The following is a 23993-nucleotide window of genomic DNA, read 5'->3' on the forward strand; positions in this document are numbered from 1 at the left end:
GCAGCCGATAAAACCATCCTGCTTGTACCAGTTGCAGCACTAAAGCCAACAAACCTCCGACAATACCAATTATCCACAGCATCCAAGGGTGAGCAATAATTTCCTCGATCGAACTTAATTGAGCGATCGTAATTCCCATAATTGCTCCTACAATGGGGCTGAAAATAATTTGCACAATTTGTAGCACCCGCTGCCCCACAAAAGTTTTAGAAGCAAATAACTCTAACAGCGACCAACTCACCAAGATGGTGATAGCCACTTGGGGGGGGACCCCCGACAATAAAGGTATTTCTGACCAAAGTTTGTCAATCCGCAACAAACCAATTAACAGCAGGGGCAGGGCAATTCTCATACCCCCTGCCGCAGACGCAGAGAGTGCGGCTAGGAGTCCAACCATAATAATAATTCAGTTTCTAACGTCAGCTAAAGCCTCGATCTATTTCAGAATTTAATTCCCCTGATGGCTGGCTGTAATTTGAGCAATCGAACTCAAATTGCGGCTTGAGGTTAAATATCACCTTCTATTGTAAGTGTATCTGCTTAATCGCTGCTTGGCACTGCTCGAAAAGTCGATCGACACAAGGTAGTTGACTGTTGTCAGAAGAAAGGAGGCAGCATTCAACCAGGATTGTGATTAAATTAGCTTAAGCACTCCAAGCCTTCTTCTCTCTGACAACAGTCAACTAACAACAGTCAACAGTCAACTAACTTCTTATGTCTGATTCATTATTTGCCGATGCCAGTCGCCGATTAGAACGAGCCTTAAAATATGTGTCCCTTTCCGAGGATACGATCGAACGGCTGAAATATCCCAAATCCAGTTTAATTGTATCTATTCCCGTGCGGATGGACGACGGTTCCCTGCGAATTTTTCAAGGTTATCGGGTGCGCTACGACAATACCAGAGGCCCGTCTAAAGGAGGAGTGCGCTATCATCCGGGAGTATCCCTTGATGAAGTGCAATCCTTAGCATTTTGGATGACTTTTAAATGTGCAGTTTTGAACTTGCCTTTTGGAGGAGCCAAGGGCGGAATTACTCTCAATCCCAAGGAATTGTCTAAACTGGAATTGGAACGGTTGAGCCGGGGCTATGTCGATGCGATCGCAGATTTCATCGGCCCCGATGTCGATATTCCCGCACCGGATGTCTACACCAATCCCATGATTATGGGTTGGATGATGGATCAGTACAATATTATTAAGCGACAGCTTTCTCCAGCGGTGGTGACTGGAAAACCAGTGACAATTGGTGGCAGTCTGGGCAGAGATACGGCAACAGCAATGGGTGCTTTTTTTGTAGTAGAAACTATTTTACCCAAATTTGAACTCAATCCTCAAGATACCACTGTAGCAGTACAAGGTTTTGGTAATGCAGGTGCCGAAATAGCTGAACTGCTCTGGAAAGCAGGTTACAAAGTTGTTGCTGTCAGCGATTCCCAAGGGGGAATTTATGCTAAACAAGGGCTGGATATCCCCAGTATTCGAGGCTTTAAAGACTCTCACAAAGGTATCAAAGCTCTTTACTGTGAAGGCTCTGTTTGCAATATTATCGAACACGAAATCTTGACAAATGAGCAACTTTTAGCATTAGATGTAAACGTGCTAATTCCAGCCGCTTTGGAGAATCAAATAACGGAAGCGAATGTTAATGATGTTAAGGCTAAGTTTATTTTTGAAGTAGCTAACGGCCCGATTGATTCTGCTGCTGATTTGATTTTAGAAACGAGGGGAATTCACGTAATTCCTGATATTTTAGTTAATGCCGGAGGCGTAACGGTTAGTTATTTCGAGTGGGTGCAAAATCGCAGCGGACTTTATTGGACGCTGGAGGAAGTCAACCAGCGGTTGAAGCATAAAATGGTTGAAGAAACAGAAGCAATTTGGAAAGAATCTCAGGAATTGTCAGTTTCCATGAGAACTGCTGCTTACGTGTACGGGTTAAATCGACTCGGGGAAGCGATGAATGCGAAGGGAACGCGGGATTATTATGTGAACGGTTGAGGGAAGTGCGGTAAGATTGTGCGATCGCACAATCTTACCGCAGTTATTCGAGAAGAGTGCAGTCTACGAACCGACTTGGCAAAACTTAGCTCGGAATAGGGAAATTTTAGGCCTGCACGCAGCAGTTTATTTGACCGCAACTTTGCTATTGCACAAGCGGAAAGATATTTTAAAATAGAGATTTTAAATAGAGAGAAATATGTTAATTTTTACGAACTACCTAATTGTACAAGACCCGCACTTATCATGTAGGGGCAACCACCGGAGGATTACCCCGAACAAACACCATATTGCGAGATCATGCTTAAGTTTGGATCTTGCAATTTTCTAAATCAATCGCCGCTGCACAATACGGGCATTCTTTTTTACAGCACTTCCGGATGTTATGAGGTACAGTAGCAGCAATTAGTAAACCAGTTTTTAAGATGTTTCGGATTAATCAAGTCAAGAGGCACAGCAATTATCGTGTCAACCATTTTAGTGCTGGTTTGCGAAAACAGTCGCAATAAAGATTTGAGTTGCGACCACCATAATTCAATTGGATTAAAATCAGGAGAGTATGGGGACAAGCACAAAATAGAAGCACCCACCGCTTCAATCATAGGCTTAATTGAATCTACTTTATGCGCTGGTAAGTTATCCATCACTACTACTGGTCCCGACCACAAGTGTGGCACTAAACATTGATCGATAAACACCTCAAATGCTAGGCCATCCGTCGAGTTGTCTATGGTCATTAATGCCACTACTGGCTGGAAACTAATTCCACCAATTACTGTGATTTTATTGGCCCGATAAAAAGGTTTGACAGCATAGGCTCTCGTTCCTCGTTGGGAACCTGCATGAGTTCTGGTTAAACAAGCGTAATACTCCTGTATCATCTAAAAAAACTAGATTTTTGGGGTCGATATGCTTGACTTTTTCCCAATGCTCTCACCTTAATTTCATGACTCTTTCTGTGCCAGCTTGGCTACTTCTCACTGTGTTTTTTTTACGATTTAATCCCAACTTTTGTAAAGCGTTACACGTGGCTGTTCTACCCACCCAATTTCCCGTCTCCTGGGCAAATAACTCACACAATTCTAGTAAGGTAGAATCGGGAGGTGCTGCCACTCTTTGTCTCAACTCTGCTGTGGAATAATTCAAATGACTGTATCTCGGTTTGCCCCTGGGTTTCGGGTGTAAGTTTCCCTCTATTTTTTGTTGCTTGACCAGTTTTTGAACAGAGCTTTTACTGACGGAAAATATCGCTGCTTTTTTTCTGATCGACAGCTTCTGATCTTGATGGGCTGCTACTATTTTTGTTTGCAAATTTACTGAATACGCTTTCCTTGGTGTATTCTTTTAATCTATTCTTATTGTACCTCATAACACCCGGAAGTGCTGTAACTTGTGAGTAATGGGTTAGCCCCCGCTTGGGCATACGGTTTCAAATTACACCAGAAACCCTGGAAATTTATCGCCCAGACGATCGCAAATTCCTCACTTCCGTAGAATTAGATCGACTTCGAGGACAGGAAAGCCAACTTGCACGCGAACAGCAAGAAAAACAACTCGTTCAACAACAGCTAGAAGAAGAACGCACTCTGCGACAACAGTAACAGCAGCGCTATCAAGCTTTAATAGAATGGCTGCGAGAAAAAGGCATGGACCCCCAACAATTGTAAGGGCGATCGCCCGCCCAACACCACCAATACCTCCAGACTTGCTACTGTAAAGAGAGTTAGATTTAATCAAAATCAGCGCAAGCAATTATGAGCGGTACTGTTACATCCCCCAACAACCTCAACCAGCAGCGGCCACTCTCCACGGAATCCGCTGACACTTCCAGTTCCCTGCTGGGCGACTTCATCCAAGAAACTCTCGCCTTAACCAAGCGCCTGTTTATTCAATTGCAGCGCCGCCCCTCGACGCTAGTTGCAGGAATTATTCAGCCGCTGATGTGGTTGGTTTTGTTCGGAGCTCTGTTTGAAAATGCTCCCGCAGGCTTGTTCGGCGAAAGCCAGAATTACGGACAATTTCTCGGTGCTGGTGTAATCGTTTTTACTGCATTTGCCGGGGCGCTGAATGCTGGTTTGCCGATTATGTTCGATCGCGAGTTCGGATTTCTCAACCGCTTATTAGTCGCGCCGTTGGCTTCCAGATTTTCGATCGTCCTCGCTTCGGCTATTTTTATCGTCACCCTCAGCTTCATCCAAACCGGCACAATTGTCACGGCCGGAGCATTTTTGGGCGCCGGATTCCCCGGAATTGCCGGACTCGGGGCGATCGCCCTAATTGTCCTACTATTAGTTTTGGGCGTCACCGGCTTGAGTCTGGGTTTAGCCTTCGCCCTTCCCGGCCACGTAGAATTAATAGCGGTAATTTTTGTTACTAACCTACCGCTGTTATTTGCCAGCACAGCCCTCGCGCCGCTGTCATTTATGCCAGAGTGGCTGCAAGTTGTGGTGACTCTCAATCCTCTGAGTTACGCGATCGAACCCATCCGCTACCTGTACCTGCACAGCGATTGGTCCCTAGCCAGTGTCGTGATGCAGGCTCCTTGGGGTAATGTTACCTTTGGAGGAGCGCTGTTAGTATTGCTAGCCTTTGATTTGGTGGCACTGCTGAGCATTCAACCGCTGCTGCGACGCCGGTTTGCGTGAGGAAGGGCGATCGCGACCTATCTGCGGGCGATCGTTTAACCTGCACCATCAATTGTAGGGACACGGCATTGCCGTGTCCTTAGCCCCAGCGAAGTAATATAATATTTAGTCACAAGTCAGAATATTGTTTAGATAGAATTGTTTTTTTGAAAGTTCAACTAATAAATTATGAACACCAAAACTTCCAAATCGGGCAAATTGATGATGGGGATTGCTGCAAGCGCGATCGCATCCTGTACTCTGTTATCGCCTCAAGCAAGCTTCGCTCAAGCCAGCGGTTTAAATAATGCCCAACCGCTGCAAGACTTTCAAACTCAAGACAATACCGACCCCTTTTCCGGCCGCAGCAGCGGCAGCGGAATATTTGATTTAATTCACCGGTCCAATTTGGGAGGCGGACGCAGCATGGAAGAATTTAATAGCGAACAGCGCCAAAATTTGAACGATGCGGCCGCAGAATTTCGCAACAAACAGCGCCTTTTGCTGCAAAAACAAGACCCAACAGTGCCTTCACCCGCGATCGCACCAGCAGAAGTTACCGCCCCCGTCCCTTAGATTGACAAGTTTTGTTCGCACCAAGGACTTGAGTTTTTATTTGCTAAAAACTTCCGACATAGAAAACTAATTTCTTCGTCTCAAGTGAGATGGACGAAAGTTTGTGTAGCAGCGATTTCAAGATCCGAATCTTATCTAAAAACCATCCTCCTTAATCCCGTTCCAACCACGCGCGCATTTTACCCGGATTAAGCAAACCGTAAGGATCGACCAACTCTTTAAACTGCAACTGTTCCACATTAATACTTTTCATCCCTCCATCTTCCAATATATAAGTGTGAGGATTAGCAATCAGTGCGCCTTGCTGTTCGTGATAGCGAATAATTTCATTGAGCCGTGATTCGGTAGTGTAGCGAACTATTTGCAAAGCTGCGGCGATCGCCCTGCCGTTCATCCGCAAAAACTCCAAGTGCATCATCACCTCATCCCCATAATAATTGTACAGTTCCTCAATTAACTTCAAACCTTTATCTGGGGGAAAAAGCGTCTGCAAATAAGTCAGAGACGGGTCAGCGCTGCGAGCGTGCAAAGTGGTATGATTCCAAGTAAATTCAGCAAGGGCTGCACCTTTGCTCGCTGCTTGCGCGTTTTTTTGATAGCAAATTGTGCCGCCATATTCCCGCACCAAATCTTGCAGCGGTTCCAGACAAGATTCAGCCACCATTAACAAAGCGCAGTGCTTACCTTCAGGAATTGCATCGCGGAAAGCAGCAAAATAAGCAGGAATCGGCCAAGCACAAACACAAATTAGTTTTTTGATAATTCCGTCAGCATCGCCCAAAGCTTGACCGAAGTTGGCCGATGTCATAAAATCGTCAAAAGTGACGATGATTTCCGCCCAAGGATAAGCAGGGGCGAGGGGAATTTCTAACTCAGTAATAATCCCATTTGTGCCGTAAGCGTGATTGACTTTCTGCACTTCATCGCCGCGTAATTCGATGACACGGGGATCGTCTTCCATTGTAACAACTCGAACGGCATAAAGATTTCCCCGATCGCGCAATTGCCCGTAAGTTATCGAACCAATTCCCCCGCTACCGCCGCCGATAAATCCCCCAATCGTTGCGGTGCGATAGGTTGAGGGAACCATCCGCAATTCCCAACCAGTTTCTCGGGCTTGTTTGTCGAAAGCCGACATTTTCACCCCCGGTTCTACGCAAGCTAAACCCGGTTTTATCCAGCGGATACTGTTCATTTTGCTGGTATCTAAAATGACGCCTCCCTTCAGGGGAATGCACTGCCCGTAATTGCCCGTTCCTGCACCTCTAACAGTTAGCGGAATTTTGGATTTGACGCAGGCGGCAGCAATCCGCAAAACTTCGGCTTCGCTGGCGGGACGAACTACTAAATCTCCTGTTTTATCACTTAAGAGAGGTTGCAAAACTGGACTGAAGTGATAATAATCTTGAGATAGCTTGACAACTTGCGCGCGATCGCTAATTATTTCAATTCCCGATAGTTCCGAAGAAAAAGCATCCCAGTCAATACTTTGAATCGCAGTTGCAGTCATTTTGTTTCCTAAATCCTGACAGTATTATATATTTTCTCCAGCATAGCCCAATAACATAAAATACTAACTGCAATCTTTCTTTAAGTAATAAGGTGCGTCCAGGCGCACCCTACATATAAAAGTTCTGCGTCCAGGACTGCTTTTTTCAATTAACAAATCCCCCAAACACTGCCATACCGTAGTATTTCCAAGGAACTGCAACAGTGTCAAATCTAGCTTTTACCAACATTTCTAACTGTGCCGAAAGTGTAGCTAGGCGATCGGGATTAGAATAACCGTAAGAGACACTCGTCCCCACATTTGCGCGAATTTCGGCTAACGTTTCCCCCTGATTTAGTACCCAATCTTCTCGCGCCGCTTGATAAATATCTTTCATTGCTGCTGATTCTGCTAAAAGAGGATCGGCATTCCAAAAACAGCTACCAGCATTTAAACTTTCGCGGATGCGTTGAAACAATTTCAACTTCATCTCGTCCTCAAGATGGTGAATTGCCAGAGATGAAATGCAAGCATTGAATTTATCGCCCAAGCCTGATAAATTTGGATTGTTCGCCCATTCTCCAAAATCCATTTCTATCCCAGTCCACCGAGTTGTGTATCCTGCATACTCTATTTTGGCGCGGGCAAAATCAAGCATTCGCGGCGAGTAATCGACAGCAACTATTTCCGCAGACGGGTAGCGTTTGAGAACTTTTAAAGTGAGTTCCCCCGTACCGCAGCCGAGTTCTAAAATGCGGTGGTTTGTGTTAGCAATGCAGCCTGCTACTACGTCTAGCATTTCGTCATATTTAGGTAAAAGTCGCCGAATGCCAGTATCAAAATTGGCAGTGTTGACGAAAACTTCTCCCGGAAAAATTTCGTTGTTAGTAAGTGAGACAGTAGAGTCAGAATTCACGATCGCCAACCAGAGACTACAATTGTTATCCTAACCGAGATAAAGCAAAAAATGCGTGAACTAGGGACAGGGCACTGCGGTGTCTTTAACCGAGCATCTGTACTTCACTCAACAAAAAATCCCTATAAAGTTATGGGTATTCTTACGGATAAGCGAAACACTCGCGGTAAACAATAATTAACCCTTGGTTGCACTCACAGAGTCTTGCTTTACCCCGGACGCCAGCAAAACAGTCTGAAAAAGCAGTGTTATGTTAGTAGTGCATAAATTCCAATTAAGATTAAACCTCACACTTGAGGATACCATGCGCCAGTTGATTTATCGAATTCGGGCTGCCATCAGCCAATTAATTTACAAGCGAATTCTCCTTGCAGTGACAATTTTATTTTGTATAGGTGTAGGAGTAGCGATGGAAAATATGTCTCGTCTTTCCTCCACCCTAATTGAATCGCAAGCCCTCCAAAATGCCACCCTCTATGCCCAAGCTGTTAAAGAAGCCCGCACCCTTTACAGTTCCGATGTTGTTAGTCCTCTCAACACTGCTAAAGCGATTAACTTTACCCACGACTACAACCCGACAAAAGTAACAGTTCCCGTACCAGCCAGTTTCTTAATAGAACTCGGCAACCATATCACAAAAAAAAATCCAGAAGTATCACTTCGTCTCTACAGTAACTACCCGTTTCCCTGGCGGAGAAAAGAAGGCGGAGTCCGAGACGACTTTGAACAGCAAGCTATTACGTATTTGACGCAAAATCCGACACAAAAGTTTGTCCGCCGTGAGAATTATCGCGGCAAACCAGCCTTTCGATATGCCGAGGCAGATATTCTAACTTCTAGCTGCGTGAACTGTCACAATACTCACCGTGACAGTCCTAAAACTGATTGGAAAGTGGGAGATGTGCGGGGTATATTAGAAATTATTCAACCTCTGGATACCATCACTCAAAATACTAAAAGTGAGCTTAAAAACCTGTTTTTACTGTTAGTAGGACTTTCACTTTTAGGGGTTACAGGATTAACTTTATCTATCAGCAGGTTGCGCCAGAATGCTAAACAATTAGAACAGCGCGTCAGGGAACGCACGGCACAATTGCAAGAAATTAATGTAGAATTGGTAAAAGAACAGGAAAAGAGCGATCGCCTGCTGCTCAATATTTTACCGGAATCCATTGCTGCCAAGTTAAAAGACGGTCAAAGCAGTATTGCTGACGGCTTCGCAGAAGTCACGATTTTGTTTGCGGATATCGTAGGCTTTACCGTGCTTTCAGCACAAATATCTCCCGAAGAACTGCTCAAGTTTCTAAACGAAATTTTTTCAGCCTTCGATAGCTTAACGGAAAAGTACGGCTTGGAAAAAATCAAAACAATTGGAGATGCTTACATGGTAGTGGGAGGTTTGCCAAATCCCAGCACCAACCACGCAGAAAGCATTGCAGAAATGGCTTTAGATATGCAGGAGGAATTAGCAAAATTTAATGCCAAACATCATGCAGGAATTAACATTCGCATCGGCATCAATACCGGGCCGGCAATTGCGGGGGTTATTGGCACTAAAAAATTTATTTACGACCTCTGGGGCGATGCCGTCAATACAGCAGCCCGCATGGAATCCCACGGGATTGCCGGCGCGATTCAAGTCACACAATCAACTTACGATATCTTGCAAAATAAGTATCGGTTTGAAGACAGAGGAATTATCCACATCAAAGGCAAGGGCGATATGAATACTTATCTGCTTGCAGGCAGGCTAGTTAGCGCAGTTTCGGTTTAATTTGTTTATTATATTATTAAGGGGTATGCTAGTTAGTCCGGAGTCAGTCAATTTTAGATTTTAGATTTTAGATTTTAGATTTTAGATTTACTGCACAGGTGAATCTGGGAGCTTGAACTTTGGTCTAAAATTTTTATATATCCGCGAGTTAAGTCGGGGGCTGGTATCCGTTTTTGGGCGGGTCATCAGTCATTCGTTGTTAGTCGTCAGCCAAGAACTAACAGTTAATGGCTGCTGGCTGTTGACTACTGACAATTACAGAAATTACACAGGAGATTTGAGAACCCGGTTTCTGCGCGGTTGCGTCGTTGACACACCCAAACTTGATGACCAGAAACCCGGTTTTTTTCCTATGTCCTACATTAGCCATTGACAAAATAGTAAATTTTATGCGATCGCGGATTTTATCATTCTTAAAATTTTTCCAATCTCGCTTGTCTAGGCAAATAGCTTTGTGGGTATTTGCTAGCATTCTTGTCATAGAGGGAATTATTTTAGTTCCCTCTTATTTTCGGCGAGAAAATGAACTTTTAAGCCAACTGGAACAGGTATCTCGGGCGACTGTTGATTCCCTAGAGTTTTTGCTCCAACAAGATATTTCCGATCGCACTTTCTTGCAAGAAGAAGTAAAAAATATTATTAAGGATTCTCAAGTAGTCTTAGGACTATCTATTTACCAAGCTAACGGTCAGCTAATATATACACTTGGCGAACCGCCAGAAATCAGTTTAAAGCAACTAAAAAGAGCTCGTATAGTTCACAGTCACAATTTCGATGGCAAGCGCTACGATATTGCTTGGACGGAGCGACATTTTGGAGGCGATTACATCTTAATTGTTCGGCACGATGCTTCCACCGTTCAACCGGAACTCTACGCATTTATCGGGCGGATTGCCGTTCTAGTCATCATTATATCAGCCTTTGTCACTTCTGTGACTATGTTTTTTTTAGGGGTGACAGTAATTTCACCTCTCTTGAGATTGCGCGATGACTTGATCGCTGCCGGAGACGCTTTGAGCAAAGATCGAGAACAACCTGATTTCTACTCTCTGTCTGTCAAGCGTGATGACGAGTTGGGAGAACTCATGGTCGCATTCAATCAAATGTTTCACCGAGTATACAAGGAAATTGCACAGCGGAAACAAGCTGAAGAAGTATTGCGCGCCGAACAAGAAAAGTCGGAACGTTTATTACTAAATATATTACCGGTAATGATTGCCGATCGCCTAAAACAAGGTCAGATAAATATTGCGGACGGATTTGCCGAGGTTACGGTTTTGTTTGCTGATATTGTGGGCTTTACCGAAATATCTTCGCGCACGTCTCCTGAAGAATTAGTCGAGTTGCTTAACAAAATATTTTCATCTTTCGATAGCTTGAGCGAGCAATACGGCTTAGAAAAAATTAAGACGATAGGCGACAATTATATGGTAGCAGGCGGTTTGCCACTTCCCTGTACAAATCACGCCGAATCTATTGCCGATATGGCCCTGGAAATGCAGCAAGAAATTATGAAATTCCGCGACGAATGCGGTAAACCTCTCAATATCCGCATTGGCATTAATACTGGGCCTGTAGTAGCAGGTGTTATCGGCACTAAAAAGTTTATTTACGATTTGTGGGGAGATGCTGTGAATACAGCAAGCCGCATGGAATCTCAGGGACTTCCGGGTAAAATTCAAGTTAGCAACTCAACTTATGAGTTGCTGTGCGATAAGTATTTGTTGGAAAAGCGCGGTAAAATTAATGTTAAAGGCAAAGGATCTATGACGACTTATTTGCTCAAAGGCAGAAAATTGTAACTGACAATTTTAACCATCGCCCGCGAATACGTGGTATGGGGGCTGACGTTGCAGGGCAACCGCCCTCGCCACCAAACTATATTTTTTTTGAACGAACCGCGAAGATGCTAAGGACGCGAAGGAACAGAAGAGAAGAAAACAGAAGAGAAGATAAAGAGTTGCCAAGTAAGTTAACATTGCTATATTAAAATGCGAGTTGATATTAGTTACCAGGGTAAAAATGACGGCTAATAATGAACAGAATTCTTCTAGTTCACCGATTTGGCAGCCATTCACGCAAATGAAAACGGCTGCCCCGCCGCTGAAGGTAATTCGCGGCAAAGGATCGGTTCTGGAATTAGCAGACGGGCGACAAATTCTCGACTGCATTTCTAGTTGGTGGGTGACTGTTCACGGGCACAGTCATCCGGTTCTCGCTGAGGCTCTTTACGAACAAGCCCAAAAGTTAGAACACGTAATCTTTGCGGGATTTACTCACGAACCTGCCCAGAAACTTGCGAGTAAATTGCTAACTCATACGCCTGCTTCTTTAACGCGGATTTTCTTTTCTGATAACGGCTCGACTGCTGTTGAAGTTGCTCTGAAAATGGCATTTCAATATTGGCGCAATCTCGGAGAAACTGATCGCACTAGCTTTATTAGTTTTGAGGGAGGTTATCACGGCGATACTGTGGGCGCGATGTCTGCTGGCAGAAGTTCGCTGTGGTGGGAATCTTTTGCACCTTTAATGTTTGCTGGGGATGTTGTTCCTTTTCCCGCGACTTTTGACGGCGATGAGGAGGTGGAAAGCAAGGAGGCGACGAGTTTAGAGAAGTTGGAGTTTTTGTTAAAGCAGGGTGGCTATGCGGGTATTTTTATCGAACCTTTGGTGCAAGGTGCCGGGGGAATGCGAATGTGCCGCCCTGAGTTTTTGCAGGATCTCGCCAAACTTGCCCGCCAGTTTAATGTATTGTTGATTTACGATGAAGTAATGACGGGTTTTGGCCGCACGGGCGAACTGTTTGCCTCGGTTAAATCTGCAACTTCACCGGATATCCTGTGTTTGTCTAAAGGATTGTCTGGCGGCTGTTTGCCAATTGCTGTCACAATGGCGTCGGAGGATATTTATCAAGCTTTCTGGCGAGATGAATCGGACAAAGCTTTTTTTCACGGTCATTCTTTCACCGGAAATCCCTTAGCTTGTGCGGTGAGTGTAGCATCCTTGGAGCTTTTGGATCAAAACCCAAATGTGTATCAAGAGATGGAAAAATTGCACCGACAATATCTGAATCAATGGTTGAGAAATCATCCTAAACTCGAACGGATTCGGACTTGCGGCACCATCGCAGCAATGGATGTGAAAACCGAAAGCGTTTCCGGTTATTTTAATGACATTGCTCCTGTATTGAAAGCCAGATTTCTCGAAGCGGGGTTTTTGCTCCGCCCCTTGGGAAATACGCTTTACTTGATGCCTCCCTACTGCATTTCTCCTGATGAACTAGAATCGATTTATCGGGTGATTCGTCAGGTTTTGGATACTCTGTAAACCCTTTAATTTTAGTAATGAATTTACCCAATTGGAACGATTTGGCTGACGACGCGCTGGCGGGCAAATGTATCTCTCGCGAGCAATCTTTAGCCGTATTGCGCGCACCGGATGAGGTTTTGCTGGAACAACTAAACGCAGCTTATCGGGTGCGCCGCCACTACTGGGGAAACCGAGTCAGGCTGCACTATTTGTTAAATGCTCAAAGCGGCCTTTGTCCTGAAGATTGCCATTATTGTTCTCAGTCAAAAATTTCGACTGCGGAAATTGAGAAATATCCGCTTTTAGCTAAGGATAAAATTCTGGATGCCGCCCAACGCGCAGCAGAGTTAAAAGCTGGTACGTTTTGTTTGGTGATTTCGGGGCGTCAACCTAACGCATCTACTTTCGATCGCGTTTTGGATGCTGTCGAGACTGTGAAGGCAAATTATAACCTGAAAATTTGTGCTTGTTTGGGATTGTTGAGCGAGGAACAAACTCACCGTTTGGCTAAAGCTGGAGTCGATCGCGTAAATCACAATCTCAATACTTCCGAATCATATCACACGGATATTTGCACGACTCACACTTTTGGCGATCGGGTGGAAACCGTCGAACACGTAAAAGCAGCGGGGATCACAACTTGTTCCGGCGGAATTTTGGGGATGGGCGAATCGGATGATGATGCGATCGATTTAGCGCTTTCGCTTCGCAAATTGGGCGTTACTAGCGTGCCAGTTAACTTTTTCATTCCGATTCCCGGCACACCATTTGCAGAGGTGAATCGGTTAACTCCCCGCCAATGTTTGCGAATTCTCTGTTTGTTCCGATTTTTGCTTCCCAGTCAAGAAATTCGGATTGCTGGGGGACGGGAAGTGCATTTGCGATCGCTGCAACCTCTCGGACTCTACCCCGCTAATTCTATCTTTGTTGGCGATTATCTGACAACTCCCGGACAAGCTGCCCATCAAGATTGGGACATGATTCGAGATGCGGGATTTGCGATCGAATCCCCTGAAGGTTCTCTCTTAGAAGTTGATTCAGCAGTTACCAAATCGGAACAAAAAACCCTGGTTGTTTAACTATTATAGTAGTTTTCAATCGAATGAAATAGAGTAGGACACGGCAGTGCCGTGTCCCTACCCAATATCTCTACTTCACGCTTACGTATGGGCGGATAGAAACCGGGTTTCTGAGATAGCAAATGCGTCAGCCTTAAGTTCTTAGATTGTAGCCAGAAACCCTTATTCTACCGTTGACCTTCTTCAATCTAAAATCTAAAATCTAAAATCTAAAATAATACAAGAGGGGGAAATTGTGGACAAACGCGAAGAAATTACGATCGCAGAATACCAGCTAACTGCCGAATCTTTCCGAGAAGGAACTTGGCATCACGACGTATCCCAAAATCGATCCGCACTGACGGCTGCTATGCCCCGCAATCCCGGTAAAATACTCGATATAGGATGCGGGCCGGGACGAGATTTAGTAGCCTTCAAGAGCCAAGGACACACAGTTGTAGGCTTAGATGCAACTCCAGCTTTTGTAGAAATAGCTAAGAAGTTATCGGGATGCGAAGTTTGGCAGCAATCTTTTCTGAATCTCGACTTGCCAAATGCAGAATTTGACGGTATTTTTGCCAATGCTTCCCTGATTCACGTTCCCAGCAACGAGATGGTGAAAGTGCTGCAAGATTTGCACAAAGCCTTAGTTGTTAACGGTGCAATTGTCATGTCAATGTGCCGGGGAAATTGGGAGGGATACGACGAGCGACCAACGGGAAAACGCTATACTGCCGGATGGGAATATCATACTTTAGCCCCTTGTTTAGAACGAGCGGGATTTGAAATTGTAAATCACTACTACCGCCCCCCCGGCTTACCACGCGAAGCTCAATCTTGGGTAGTAATGGTGGGCAAAAAAATCTAACGTAAATTGGAAATTGGCAATAGGTAATTGCGAATCATTGCCCTCTCTTCCTCTGCGGTTAAAAAAACTAATTCAAACATTTACAGAGGATTGTTGTATACTGTTCCCAGTCAAAACATCCAATTTATGCACAACTTAAAACATAATTAACATGACAGACAAATCCCACATTTTTTTAGCGGGTGCTAGCCGAGGCGTAGGCCTGGAAATCGCGAAGTTGTTGGTAGAACAAAAGATGCAAGTAACTGCACTTTTGCGATCGCCCGCAAATAGCACCGAATTAGAAGCAATGGGCATCAAAGTCGTCACTGGCGATGCTTTGGATGCTGCCGCGATGGAAGTGGCCATGGCTGGCGGTGAGCCAATTCATGCAGTAATCAGCACAATTGGCAGCTTGCCAAAAGATAGAGAAATATCCGATTATTTGGGCAACAAAAACTTGATTGATGCGGCGGCAAAAGCAGGCGTGCAAAAATTTCTTTTAGTCTCATCCATCGGCAGCGGTAATAGTGCCGGCGCTTTGCCGCCCCAAGCTTTAGAAACTTTGCGCCCGGTTTTAATTGAAAAGGAAAAAGCCGAAAATCATTTGATAGCAAGCGGGATGATTTATACAGTGATTCGTCCCGGTGGACTTAAATCGGAACCTGCAACCGGCAACGGTATTTTAACAGAAGATTGTCGAGTTTCTGGAACGATTCATCGGGCAGATGTAGCGCAGCTAGTTTGTCAGTGTTTAGTTTCTGATGCTGCTAACAATAAAGTTTTGTCGGCGGTAGATAAACAGATGGTTTACGGCAATCCAGAATTTGAGGTGTTAAATCTTTAGGGGCCGGTTTAGCGCAAAATAAGCTGTTTCGCTAAATTGTATGTTTTGGGCGGGCTAGAAGCCCACCCCACAATAAAATTGAAATTTTGTGGAACAGGCATCTTGCCTGTTCCTAAAAATGCTGCAAGATTTTGCACTCAAGAATCAAAGGGCTTAATCCACGATCGCCCTATCGCCCAATCCAAAACCAAACCCGCGATCGCAAACAATACCACACTCTCGACACCGCGAACCGCAAACGGCAATAACTCCTGTAGTGCGGGCATCTTCCCGGCATCAAACGACAATCCAGCATCCAACTGTCCAAAAGCCCGCACCAACCCAAAAGCCAACACCGCGCCCGATTTAAGCTGCGGGTTAACATCTCGGCGAATCGCATAGCGGTAAGTCACCCCGAACAAAAAACCGCCCAAAAGTGCGATCGTCCCTCTGAACGCAAAATTTAGGTCAATTTCCCTTACCTGCAAACTCGCCAGAGAATCGAACCTATCCGCTAGAATTAAGCTATTACCAAGGGCGATCGCCCCAAAACTAAGCAAACAAGACAAAGCAGCAACACTCCCTGCCTTCAAAGATTCTACCCGTTCAGCCGCACTAAAATTTGACGAGTCCTTCACAGCGCCCTCATTTCAAAAATGGCTCAAATTGACTTATCATAAGGTTTGGAGTCACTTTGTACAGTTTGTTCAATAAATAGCTATGGATATTTTGTCACTCGGTTGGGTTTCGGTGCTAGTTCTGTTCTCCTTCTCAATTTCAATGGTCATTTGGGGACGCAACGGTTTCTAGATTCCACAATAGCTTGCGGGGCAAGCTTTTTAACTGCCCCGCATTTTTTTAATCCTATTTAACACAATCAAAATAACAGGAGTTGGAAACATGACAGCCAAAAAAATCTTAATGTTAGTCGGCGACTTTGTAGAAGACTACGAAGTAATGGTTCCCTTCCAAGCACTGCAAATGGTAGGTCACACCGTCCACGCCGTCTGCCCGGACAAAGTGGCAGGTCAAACAGTTCGCACCGCAATTCACGACTTTGAAGGCGATCAAACCTACAGCGAAAAACCCGGTCACAACTTCACTTTAAACGCGACTTTTGACGAAATCAACCCGGCCGACTACGACGCTTTGATTATCCCCGGAGGACGCGCCCCAGAATACATCCGCCTCAACGAACAAGTGCTGCAAATTACCCGCTACTTTGCCAACAGCAAAAAGCCGATCGCATCTATTTGTCACGGCTTACAGGTTCTAACAGCAGCCGGCGTACTCGAAGGCAAACGCTGCACCGCATACCCCGCTTGCAGCCCCGACGTACTCCGGGCAGGCGGCAAATATACAGAAGTTCCAGTTACCGAAGCCGTAGTCGATGGCAATTTAGTCACCGCCCCCGCGTGGCCAGCACATCCTAACTGGCTGGCTGAATTCCTGAAAGTTTTGGGAACGAAGATAGAACATTTAGAGAAAGTCGAAGTGTGAGTATTTTCACAGTCAAAGTTAAACCGAATTCCAAACAGCAAAGCATCGCAGAACAACCCGACGGCAGCCTCACAATACATCTCAAATCCCCGCCCGTTGATGGTAAAGCCAACCAAGAATTAATCATGCTGTTGGCGAAAAAGTTTAAAGTGCCGAAATCTGCGATCGACATTAAATCCGGTTTTTCCTCCAGAAATAAACTTGTGGAAATTCCAATCGAACCTTTAACTTAGAAATAAGGGTAATAACAAATCTATCTAAAGAGGGATATAGACTCAGCTTTAAAAGTATATATTATAGTTGTAGAGTTAGAATATAAAATTATGAGCATTGAAAATAGAGTCGAAGCAACAGCAAAGAATATTGAAGGCAAAATCCAAGAAGCTGTTAGCGAAGTTACAGGCAATCAGAAAGATAAATTAGAAGGTCAAGCCAAGCAAGATGAAGCATCCGCAATTCACCTGAAAGAAGACCTCAAAGATAAAGCCAAAGAGATTGTAGACCGAGCTTAGTAACAGTATTCGCTACAAGTTTCCTGCCTACTAAATCCCGCAAACAATATGTTTGCGGGATTTTTTTATAATGAGCCTCAATCATTTGTACCAATATCTTGGGCCAGGTTTTACCAACCATAATTGCCCAAAACTAACCATCTCATAAACCCACCTCCCCCCAGCCCAAAATTCAGAATTAATTGAATTTAATGCTTGGGCGACGATGCTTAATCGGGGTTATTTGTTGGGTGGGAGCGGGTTTATCAACATTATTGGTGCGTGGCAAAATTCATCGGAGAACTGCCCCTACAGATTCTAGTAATTCATAATACAAAAGCATTAATAATTTTGTGGCGGGAACTGTTTTCCTTCCATAAGTTGTGCCACCTTGATGAGAAAATTCTACCTCAAAAGCACTGCCATCAAATTCCACCACGACTGTGCCTACTTCTCCTTTATATAATTTAATGATTTGTTTTTTTTCAAAATGGGTTGCTTCTAAATCTTCAGTTAAATCAACAATATTAATGTCTTTAATTATTTTCATTGTTTTTACCTCACTTTTTGACGGAATAACAACTTGTTAATCTGGGTAAAATTTTACCTGCGCGGACGATTAAAGCTGCTAGAATCAGAGATTCACCTACTTCGGTTTTTAGCAATAATTTCATGTGGTAATGTGTTCCGTATTCATTGTTTTTTTAAATAACAACATCTTCGTTGATAGCAGCTTCTTTTAAAGCCTGTTTGAGCATTTCAGCATTTTTTATGGTAATGCCTAACTTACTGGCAAACAAAATAGCTTTATTTTTTCCTTCTTGATGATTATGATTTAAAGAATATAATTCTATTTTATTGCCTAAATCTGTTAGATGACCATTGGACAGTTTCACTATTAATAACTGTTTTTGAATAACAAAATAGAATATTAGTCTGCTACGATAATCGACTTTTACTCAAATGTCAATTATATCGTCTTTGAGTTGGGTGGCTGGTTTGTCAACATTATTGATGCGTGGCAAAATGGATCGATCGGTGAATCTGCCCTTCCTTTCAATGCCCAAAGCCCAATGCCCAATCCCCGATGCCCAATTCCCAATGCCAATAAAAAAGCCAGGGATGGATATCCCCAGCTCGAAACATACCACAATTAGTTTTGAGAGTTGGCGCGGGCGATGTTTCAGCATCGACCCGATCCACTTTTACCCAAATTAAATCAGGGTAATGTCAGCAGCCGTAATGCCAGGTCTGCCATTCAGAATTGCCAGTGTAACGCCTCGGTCAGAACCACCAAAACCGTCAGAGTCAAATCCTAGTCGTCCAGTTGAATTTTCATAAAAGACGAACGGCTCTGTCGGGCCTGCCCCGGCTGGACCAAAACTGCTGTTGTAAGACCCACTCTCAACCGCCAAGAAGGCCTGCGAAGAAATTCGATTCGTATTTGGCACTACCCTCAAGTTGGGGAAGCCGTTGGAGCCATTGAGTTGGAAGATAAACTTGTCTTGACCGATCGTAAAATCGCCGATTTGGTCTGTGTTTGTACCCACTGCGCCTTCGCCGAAGTTGTTGTAGTAGAAGCTGTCATTGCCACTGCCACCAATCAGCGTGTCAGCACCCGGCCCGCCTCCGAGAGAGTCGTTACCGTCGCCGCCGATCAAATAGTCGTTACCAAAGCCGCCCAGCATGGTGTCGTTTCCGGCACCGGCATTTAAGGTATCGTCCCCAGCTCCTCCGAGGGAGTCGGTAGCATTGGATGAGTCGCCGAACAGGATGTCATCCCCGTTACCAGTAGTGACCACATCAGTGCCGTTGCCACCAATAATGAAGTTGCTGCCTAAGGTATCGCTAATCAAGTTGGCGGCTGTGCCAGTAAAGGTGATGCTGCTAGCGTAGGAGATGAAGTCGTTACCCGCAAAGTTGCCAATCACGCGATCGCGCTGGCTGCCAAAGATGATGGTGTCACTTCCCTCGCCACCGTTCATGAGGTTGGTAACGGTGAAGCTGCCAGTAGGATTGGTGTAGCCAATTAACAGATCGTTGCCTAGCCCGCCTTCGAGAGTAATCAAAGCAGTACCAGTAGCATTACCAAAAAAGGCAGCGGTAGCATTGATAGTATCGTTGCCATCTCCACCGGCTGCGTTAGTAAAGGTACCGCTCAGGCTGTCGTTGCCTTCGCCGCCAATCATCGTATCGCTGGAGAAGGCAGCGACGATCGTGTCATTGCCTACTCCGCCGTCGAGCAAGTTGCGACCCGCGAAGCCTGGGAATGAACTGGAGGCGCCTACGCTCGAAATTACATTCGGCACCGACGCCGACACGATGAAGTCGTCGCCTGCACCTCCCAACGCAGTATCCGAAGTAGCAAAAACGTTGATCGTGTCGTTGCCGTCGCCGCCCTCAAAGAAGTTTCTGCCGCCGCCAAACTCGCCGATCGCCCCGGTGAGAGAATCGTTGCCGCCACCACCAATCAAGGTGGTTCTCTCAATTCCGATCGTGATGACGGAGGAAGTAAATGGGCTGCTTTGCGTACTGTTGGTAATCACTAAGATGTCGTCGTCAAGATCGCCCGACAGGTAGCTGTTGCTGGCCACACCTCTTAGGGTGTCGTTGCCTTTACCGCCAAAGAGAGTGTCTCTTACATTGATACCTACAACCAAGTCGTCGCCATTATCACCCCGCAAGTAGTTGCTGCCTTCATTGCCAGCGAAGCCAATACCCAAGCCACCCTGTAAAGAAAGGTTGTTGCCACCGCCTGCAATGAAGAAGCCGATCGCGTCATTGTCCTTACCGCCGTAGAGGGAATCTCCTCTCTGCGCCCCTCCCAGAATCGTATCTGCGCCCTGATTACCAAACATCAGGTTAGCTTCGACAGTACCTTGGAGGATGTCTTCTCCCAAACCGCCGGCCACGGTAGCGCGGGCTTCAGCGACTATGGTGTCCGAGCCTGCGTCGCCAAACAGCAAAGCCGGAGTGCGCTGAGATCTGATTGAATCTTCGTCGTCGCCGCCGTATAGAGTATCGTTCGGGCCAACTGAAATCAGAGTATCGTTATCGCCTTGGCCAAATATTAAGCTGCCGCCCAGGGTGGAAGTTCTAACGAAATCCGCCCCAGCTCCGGCGAATACTGTATCCGGGCCTAGTCCCGGAAGGTTTAAATCTAGTTGATTAGGATTGTCATCTAACGTTGTCATAAAGCTTCACTCCTCTACTTGTTGGTCATCGCTGGTGCGACTACAGACACTGCCTAGAACACCGAATGTTTGGATTCCGCTGTAGTTTAACCTGTTTGCCAGCCGCAAGTCTAGCCTACTGGCGTTAACCCTGTCTAGACTTTCTCCCTCGCGGTTTTTTTGCTTGTAAGCTTTTATTTTCAAAGTCTTCACCCTTTAATAATCCTGGTGCACTGTCTCAGGTGCTCACGCTCCATAAGACGCGGCTCATATTCTTAATGTTCCACTCTGGATTGGCGGTCGGGGATCGCGTCCGGGGGAGGAAATTAAAGATTAAAAAAGGCAGATCTGGGTGATCGGGAAGACAAGGGAAATTGGGAGATTTGTTACTTGGTAACAAGGCTTTGTGGCAATTTCCGGTTTTCCAGGCAGGGTCGTCATTTAATAATTCTGACCCGGATTGAACTGCGTACCGCTCCGGGCTTTAAAAGTCTACGCCCCGCTTTAGTTCTACGCCCCGATCGCCGTAGTGTTTGTGACAGTATACCTCGGAGTGTACGCTTGCCAAGTCAAAGTAAGCATGGGGTTTGTGGCAACGCCCGGTGATAATAATTTCTGTATCCCGCGGCTTGCGTAGCAGAGCTTCGACGATCGGCTCTACCGGCAGCAGTTCTAAGTCTACTGTGGGATTGAGTTCGTCGAGAATAATCGTTTTGTACCAGCCGCTGGCGATCGCACATTTGGCGATTTCCCAACCGCGTTCTGCTTCTATGCAGTCTAGCTCTTGCTGTTGCCCCCGCCAAACTATAGCATCTCGGCCGCACCGCTGGTGGTCTACTAGCTGTGGATAGCTTTGGCGCAAAGCTGCGATCGCCGCATCTTCTGTATAACCGGTGCCGCCTTTTAGCCACTGCACGATTAACACCCGGTGAGATTGGTCTTGACTGATACCCCTACCTATTGCCTGCAAAGCTTTGCCCAAAGCGCTTGTAGACTTGCCTTTGCCCGCTCCGGTGTATATTTCGATACCCGAAATATGATGCTCTGCCGCTGCGGGGTGATAGTGGGGCTTCATTTCTGAGTGTAAGTCGGCAATCTCCAGCAAAGCTTCCGGGGCCGCTCGGCCTGTGGCGATTACTTCTAAATACTCTGGTTTGTTTTTGAGGGTTTGGACTACTTCGTCAACTGGCAGCAAACCCAAGTCCAATACGGGGTTTAGTTCGTCTAGTACCACGACGGAATAGAGCTCGCTGGCGATCGCTCCTTTGGCGATATCCCAGCCTCGCTGAGCTTCCGCGCGATCGAAGCGGGTGATTGCTTCGGCCCCAAAATATTCCGCTCTGCCGGTTCGCACTTGGTCGATCAAGTGCGGAAATGCCCGTTGCAAGGCTTCTATTGCTCCGTCTTCGTCGTAGGAGCGACCGGGGCCTTTGAGAAAGCGCAGCAACAAAACTCGCGTGGGCGAGTCAGAATTGATACCCAGCCCGATCGACCGCAACACTACTCCCAAAGCTGCCTGAGACTTGCCTTTACCAGCGCCGTCGTAGACGTGAATCTGACCCGCGGCACGTTCCGATCGGGATGAGGCTGTCCGAATACCAATGCCATTCCTTACCATAATCAGCAGTTGTTTGAGTCTGTATCGGGGTGGGTATTCGATCGCGCGCCTTGAAGGTTTAATTTTTCCATTCTTTTGGCGGATCTCAACAGATTATACGATAAGTTCTAACCCCCAATCTTTTAAGCCACGATTTAACGCAATCAGGTGCTTAAACCTCCGGTTAAGATTATTCCGCTTGTGCTGTACAATTAAAATCTAACACGGACTGATATACCTAAAGGCTTATGATTGCGAGTGTTTTCCCATTTCGGACTGTTTTGGTGCAAATTTTAATTATGTTTTTGGCGATCGCGATCGAATCGTGGTTTTTGCAAAAACTACTTAAACTCGGCCCCAAAACCAGCATTGAATATACAGCCATCCTCAATCTATCTTGCACTTGCGTAGGCTGGTTAGTTTTCTTCGGCATTGAAAGCGTTCTTAGCAAAGAATTGCGGGAACAGCTTATCGGTTATATTTTATTAGGACGTGGGGATAATGTTTACGCTCCAATAACTATGATAGCACTCTCAGTATTAGCAGTAACTTTTCTAGCTAAATGGCAGGGATTAGAATTCATAGAAAACATGGTTTCCGGCAATAAAAAAGCTTCCAAGCCAGCATTTTTAGGACCGCCGAGCCTCACCCGCCGTGCTCCCAAAAGAACTTTTCAAGTAACTACCCAGTTTGGCGGAATTTTAATCGCCCACATTGTTAGCAATGTCGTTATTTTAACCGTGTTGTTTTTGCAAAGCGTCTATTAAAATTTATGATGAAGCAATTTTTTGATGTCACTCAGCAACTCACTAAACTGACGAACAACCTTTGGGAAACCAATAAAAAAATCCAAAAGGCGATGATTCCGCCTAAAGTTGTTCATTGGAAGACTCCTTTACTACTCAGCATCTTTTTAGCTTTGCTGACAGTGGCGGCAGTCACTGACTGGCGGACGAGAACTCTGCTTTTTGATATGAGCTGGTTATTTTTTACACTTTCAATGGGTTTGCTGACCAGTCAGCAACCTTTTGTTATTAAAGGAGTAAGTCTGAGTCCGTGGGTGACAAGCATCTTAATTGGCTTGTGGTTGCTGGTAAGATTGCCGTCGGATAGGAAGGAAATAGCGTGGATATCCGGCCCACTGATAGCAGTAGTAGTTCTTGCTACAATAGAGGTTTGGAATAGCGAGTCAAAACGGGAAGGTATCAGGTCGTTGGTGCGCCCTCAGTTTTTGATCATTACTCTAGTTCACCTGCTGTTTTCCTGTTGGTTTGCTTTTCACTTTTTAATTCAGGGTTGGATACGACAGTACCCTAGCGTTTTATCCCAGGATTTGAGGCAAAGCGATTATGTGGTGACATTTCAACAGCCAACTATTAATCGCTCTCGAGGAGTTGTCATCCTCAATGCAATGGAGGGATATTTGCGAAATGAAGCCCGCACAAAACCGTGGGCGCAAGTAGAGCAAATGTTAATAGATATTGACAACGAGCGATTTTTTCTGCGGAATCAAGCCTTAAAAACAACAGGGGTAGTCGCAGAAGATGCGAGGTGGGATGTCAAAACTTCGATCGTCCAAGGAGAGTCCCGCTATCAGTTAGAGATGCAGGCAACTTGGCTGGGATTGGTTTTTAGACCGGAAATATATTCGTTTACCAAATCTTGCGAGGTGTTCGCCGTAGCCAATAGAGCGACTGTAACCTGCGGTGCCATCAAACGCTCTCAACCCGGACAGCGAAAAGATGGAACGGCGGGGGACAGTCAAGTTTGATTCTGTCTCTGTTAACTAATTGCGATTGGTATAGCGGGAGA

27 protein-coding genes are annotated in these 23993 nt (G+C 45.5%); 17 read left to right on the forward strand and 10 right to left on the reverse strand.

Annotated features, from left to right (window positions below; genetic code table 11):
- The coding region (locus QUA45_RS08185) for a DUF4126 domain-containing protein (RefSeq protein ID WP_333220215.1) at positions 1 to 397 on the reverse strand (397 nt) is incomplete at its 3' end.
- Between the two features lie 317 nt (positions 398 to 714).
- Here QUA45_RS08185 and QUA45_RS08190 point away from each other — a divergent pair.
- Together QUA45_RS08190 and QUA45_RS08195 are read left to right on the forward strand one after the other, a co-directional pair.
- The gene (locus QUA45_RS08190; RefSeq protein WP_333094202.1) at positions 715 to 2001 is read left to right on the forward strand and encodes a Glu/Leu/Phe/Val dehydrogenase; all 1287 of its coding nucleotides are present in this window, start codon (positions 715 to 717) and stop codon (positions 1999 to 2001) included.
- A 16-nt stretch (positions 2002 to 2017) separates the two neighbouring features.
- Positions 2018 to 2179: a hypothetical protein gene (locus QUA45_RS08195; protein WP_333220216.1), complete on the forward strand. Its 162-nt coding sequence runs from the start codon at positions 2018 to 2020 to the stop codon at positions 2177 to 2179.
- Positions 2180 to 2384: 205 nt separating this feature from the next.
- Here QUA45_RS08195 and QUA45_RS08200 read toward each other — a convergent pair whose 3' ends face one another.
- On the reverse strand, positions 2385 to 2882 hold the full coding sequence (locus QUA45_RS08200; protein ID WP_333220218.1) for a transposase: 498 nt from the start codon (positions 2880 to 2882) through the stop codon (positions 2385 to 2387).
- 534 nt (positions 2883 to 3416) lie between these two features.
- Between QUA45_RS08200 and QUA45_RS08205 the strand changes: the two genes are divergently transcribed.
- The 3 genes from QUA45_RS08205 to QUA45_RS08215 all read left to right on the forward strand — a co-directional run bounded on the left by QUA45_RS08205 (position 3417) and on the right by QUA45_RS08215 (position 5201).
- Positions 3417 to 3602 (forward strand): hypothetical protein, encoded by a 186-nt coding sequence (locus tag QUA45_RS08205; protein WP_333094207.1) that lies wholly within the window; start codon positions 3417 to 3419, stop codon positions 3600 to 3602.
- Between the two features lie 153 nt (positions 3603 to 3755).
- Positions 3756 to 4646, forward strand: a complete 891-nt coding sequence (locus QUA45_RS08210) for an ABC transporter permease (RefSeq protein WP_333094209.1) — start codon at positions 3756 to 3758, stop codon at positions 4644 to 4646.
- 168 nt (positions 4647 to 4814) lie between these two features.
- A complete protein-coding gene (locus QUA45_RS08215) occupies positions 4815 to 5201 on the forward strand; it encodes a hypothetical protein (RefSeq protein WP_333094211.1) in 387 nt (128 codons plus the stop codon).
- A gap of 151 nt (positions 5202 to 5352) precedes the next feature.
- Here QUA45_RS08215 and QUA45_RS08220 read toward each other — a convergent pair whose 3' ends face one another.
- Together QUA45_RS08220 and QUA45_RS08225 are read right to left on the reverse strand one after the other, a co-directional pair.
- Complete coding sequence (locus QUA45_RS08220; protein WP_333220220.1) at positions 5353 to 6711, reverse strand: FAD-binding oxidoreductase; 1359 nt, start codon at positions 6709 to 6711, stop codon at positions 5353 to 5355.
- Between the two features lie 145 nt (positions 6712 to 6856).
- Entirely contained in the window at positions 6857 to 7606 is a 750-nt protein-coding gene (locus tag QUA45_RS08225; RefSeq protein WP_333220222.1) for a methyltransferase domain-containing protein, read from the reverse strand.
- Positions 7607 to 7910: 304 nt separating this feature from the next.
- Between QUA45_RS08225 and QUA45_RS08230 the strand changes: the two genes are divergently transcribed.
- The 6 genes from QUA45_RS08230 to QUA45_RS08255 all read left to right on the forward strand — a co-directional run bounded on the left by QUA45_RS08230 (position 7911) and on the right by QUA45_RS08255 (position 15441).
- Positions 7911 to 9380 (forward strand): adenylate/guanylate cyclase domain-containing protein, encoded by a 1470-nt coding sequence (locus QUA45_RS08230; protein ID WP_333220224.1) that lies wholly within the window; start codon positions 7911 to 7913, stop codon positions 9378 to 9380.
- A gap of 389 nt (positions 9381 to 9769) precedes the next feature.
- Entirely contained in the window at positions 9770 to 11182 is a 1413-nt protein-coding gene (locus QUA45_RS08235; RefSeq protein ID WP_333220226.1) for an adenylate/guanylate cyclase domain-containing protein, read from the forward strand.
- A gap of 220 nt (positions 11183 to 11402) precedes the next feature.
- The gene (gene bioA, locus QUA45_RS08240) at positions 11403 to 12707 is read left to right on the forward strand and encodes an adenosylmethionine--8-amino-7-oxononanoate transaminase (RefSeq protein WP_333220228.1); all 1305 of its coding nucleotides are present in this window, start codon (positions 11403 to 11405) and stop codon (positions 12705 to 12707) included.
- Between the two features lie 17 nt (positions 12708 to 12724).
- Positions 12725 to 13768, forward strand: a complete 1044-nt coding sequence (bioB, locus tag QUA45_RS08245; protein ID WP_333220230.1) for a biotin synthase BioB — start codon at positions 12725 to 12727, stop codon at positions 13766 to 13768.
- A 235-nt stretch (positions 13769 to 14003) separates the two neighbouring features.
- A complete protein-coding gene (locus tag QUA45_RS08250; RefSeq protein ID WP_333220232.1) occupies positions 14004 to 14615 on the forward strand; it encodes a methyltransferase domain-containing protein in 612 nt (203 codons plus the stop codon).
- 151 nt (positions 14616 to 14766) lie between these two features.
- Positions 14767 to 15441: an SDR family oxidoreductase gene (locus QUA45_RS08255; protein WP_333220234.1), complete on the forward strand. Its 675-nt coding sequence runs from the start codon at positions 14767 to 14769 to the stop codon at positions 15439 to 15441.
- A gap of 137 nt (positions 15442 to 15578) precedes the next feature.
- Here QUA45_RS08255 and QUA45_RS08260 read toward each other — a convergent pair whose 3' ends face one another.
- A complete protein-coding gene (locus QUA45_RS08260) occupies positions 15579 to 16058 on the reverse strand; it encodes a hypothetical protein (protein WP_333094227.1) in 480 nt (159 codons plus the stop codon).
- Between the two features lie 82 nt (positions 16059 to 16140).
- Here QUA45_RS08260 and petN point away from each other — a divergent pair, with 82 nt between their 5' ends.
- The 4 genes from petN (at position 16141) to QUA45_RS08280 (ending at position 17432) form a co-directional block, all read left to right on the forward strand.
- A complete protein-coding gene (gene petN, locus QUA45_RS08265) occupies positions 16141 to 16230 on the forward strand; it encodes a cytochrome b6-f complex subunit PetN (RefSeq protein WP_071883976.1) in 90 nt (29 codons plus the stop codon).
- Between the two features lie 90 nt (positions 16231 to 16320).
- Positions 16321 to 16920 (forward strand): DJ-1/PfpI family protein, encoded by a 600-nt coding sequence (locus QUA45_RS08270; RefSeq protein WP_333094229.1) that lies wholly within the window; start codon positions 16321 to 16323, stop codon positions 16918 to 16920.
- A complete protein-coding gene (locus tag QUA45_RS08275) occupies positions 16917 to 17153 on the forward strand; it encodes a DUF167 domain-containing protein (RefSeq protein WP_333220236.1) in 237 nt (78 codons plus the stop codon). The genes QUA45_RS08270 and QUA45_RS08275 overlap by 4 nt, the downstream gene beginning before the upstream one ends.
- Positions 17154 to 17243: 90 nt before the next feature.
- Positions 17244 to 17432, forward strand: coding sequence for a CsbD family protein (locus tag QUA45_RS08280; RefSeq protein WP_015175540.1), 189 nt, complete (start codon positions 17244 to 17246; stop codon positions 17430 to 17432).
- A gap of 271 nt (positions 17433 to 17703) precedes the next feature.
- Here QUA45_RS08280 and QUA45_RS08285 read toward each other — a convergent pair whose 3' ends face one another.
- The 5 genes from QUA45_RS08285 to QUA45_RS08305 all read right to left on the reverse strand — a co-directional run bounded on the left by QUA45_RS08285 (position 17704) and on the right by QUA45_RS08305 (position 22202).
- On the reverse strand, positions 17704 to 17961 hold the full coding sequence (locus tag QUA45_RS08285; RefSeq protein ID WP_333220238.1) for a DUF4926 domain-containing protein: 258 nt from the start codon (positions 17959 to 17961) through the stop codon (positions 17704 to 17706).
- 154 nt (positions 17962 to 18115) lie between these two features.
- A complete protein-coding gene (locus QUA45_RS08290) occupies positions 18116 to 18307 on the reverse strand; it encodes a DUF6883 domain-containing protein (protein WP_333094234.1) in 192 nt (63 codons plus the stop codon).
- 63 nt (positions 18308 to 18370) lie between these two features.
- Positions 18371 to 18601 (reverse strand): hypothetical protein, encoded by a 231-nt coding sequence (locus QUA45_RS08295; protein WP_333220240.1) that lies wholly within the window; start codon positions 18599 to 18601, stop codon positions 18371 to 18373.
- A 24-nt stretch (positions 18602 to 18625) separates the two neighbouring features.
- Complete coding sequence (locus tag QUA45_RS08300) at positions 18626 to 20605, reverse strand: calcium-binding protein (protein ID WP_333094237.1); 1980 nt, start codon at positions 20603 to 20605, stop codon at positions 18626 to 18628.
- A 463-nt stretch (positions 20606 to 21068) separates the two neighbouring features.
- A complete protein-coding gene (locus QUA45_RS08305) occupies positions 21069 to 22202 on the reverse strand; it encodes a cob(I)yrinic acid a,c-diamide adenosyltransferase (RefSeq protein WP_333039380.1) in 1134 nt (377 codons plus the stop codon).
- A 227-nt stretch (positions 22203 to 22429) separates the two neighbouring features.
- On the opposite strand from QUA45_RS08305, the gene fraC reads away from it, so the two are divergent.
- Positions 22430 to 22948: a filament integrity protein FraC gene (gene fraC, locus QUA45_RS08310; RefSeq protein ID WP_333069349.1), complete on the forward strand. Its 519-nt coding sequence runs from the start codon at positions 22430 to 22432 to the stop codon at positions 22946 to 22948.
- A gap of 5 nt (positions 22949 to 22953) precedes the next feature.
- Positions 22954 to 23952: a DUF5357 family protein gene (locus QUA45_RS08315; protein WP_333094239.1), complete on the forward strand. Its 999-nt coding sequence runs from the start codon at positions 22954 to 22956 to the stop codon at positions 23950 to 23952.
- The last annotated feature ends 41 nt before the right edge of the window (positions 23953 to 23993 follow it).

Origin of the sequence: Microcoleus sp. Pol12A5 (genome assembly GCF_036701435.1) — a bacterium.
In the GTDB taxonomy this organism is placed as follows: Bacteria; Cyanobacteriota; Cyanobacteriia; order Cyanobacteriales; family Microcoleaceae; genus Microcoleus.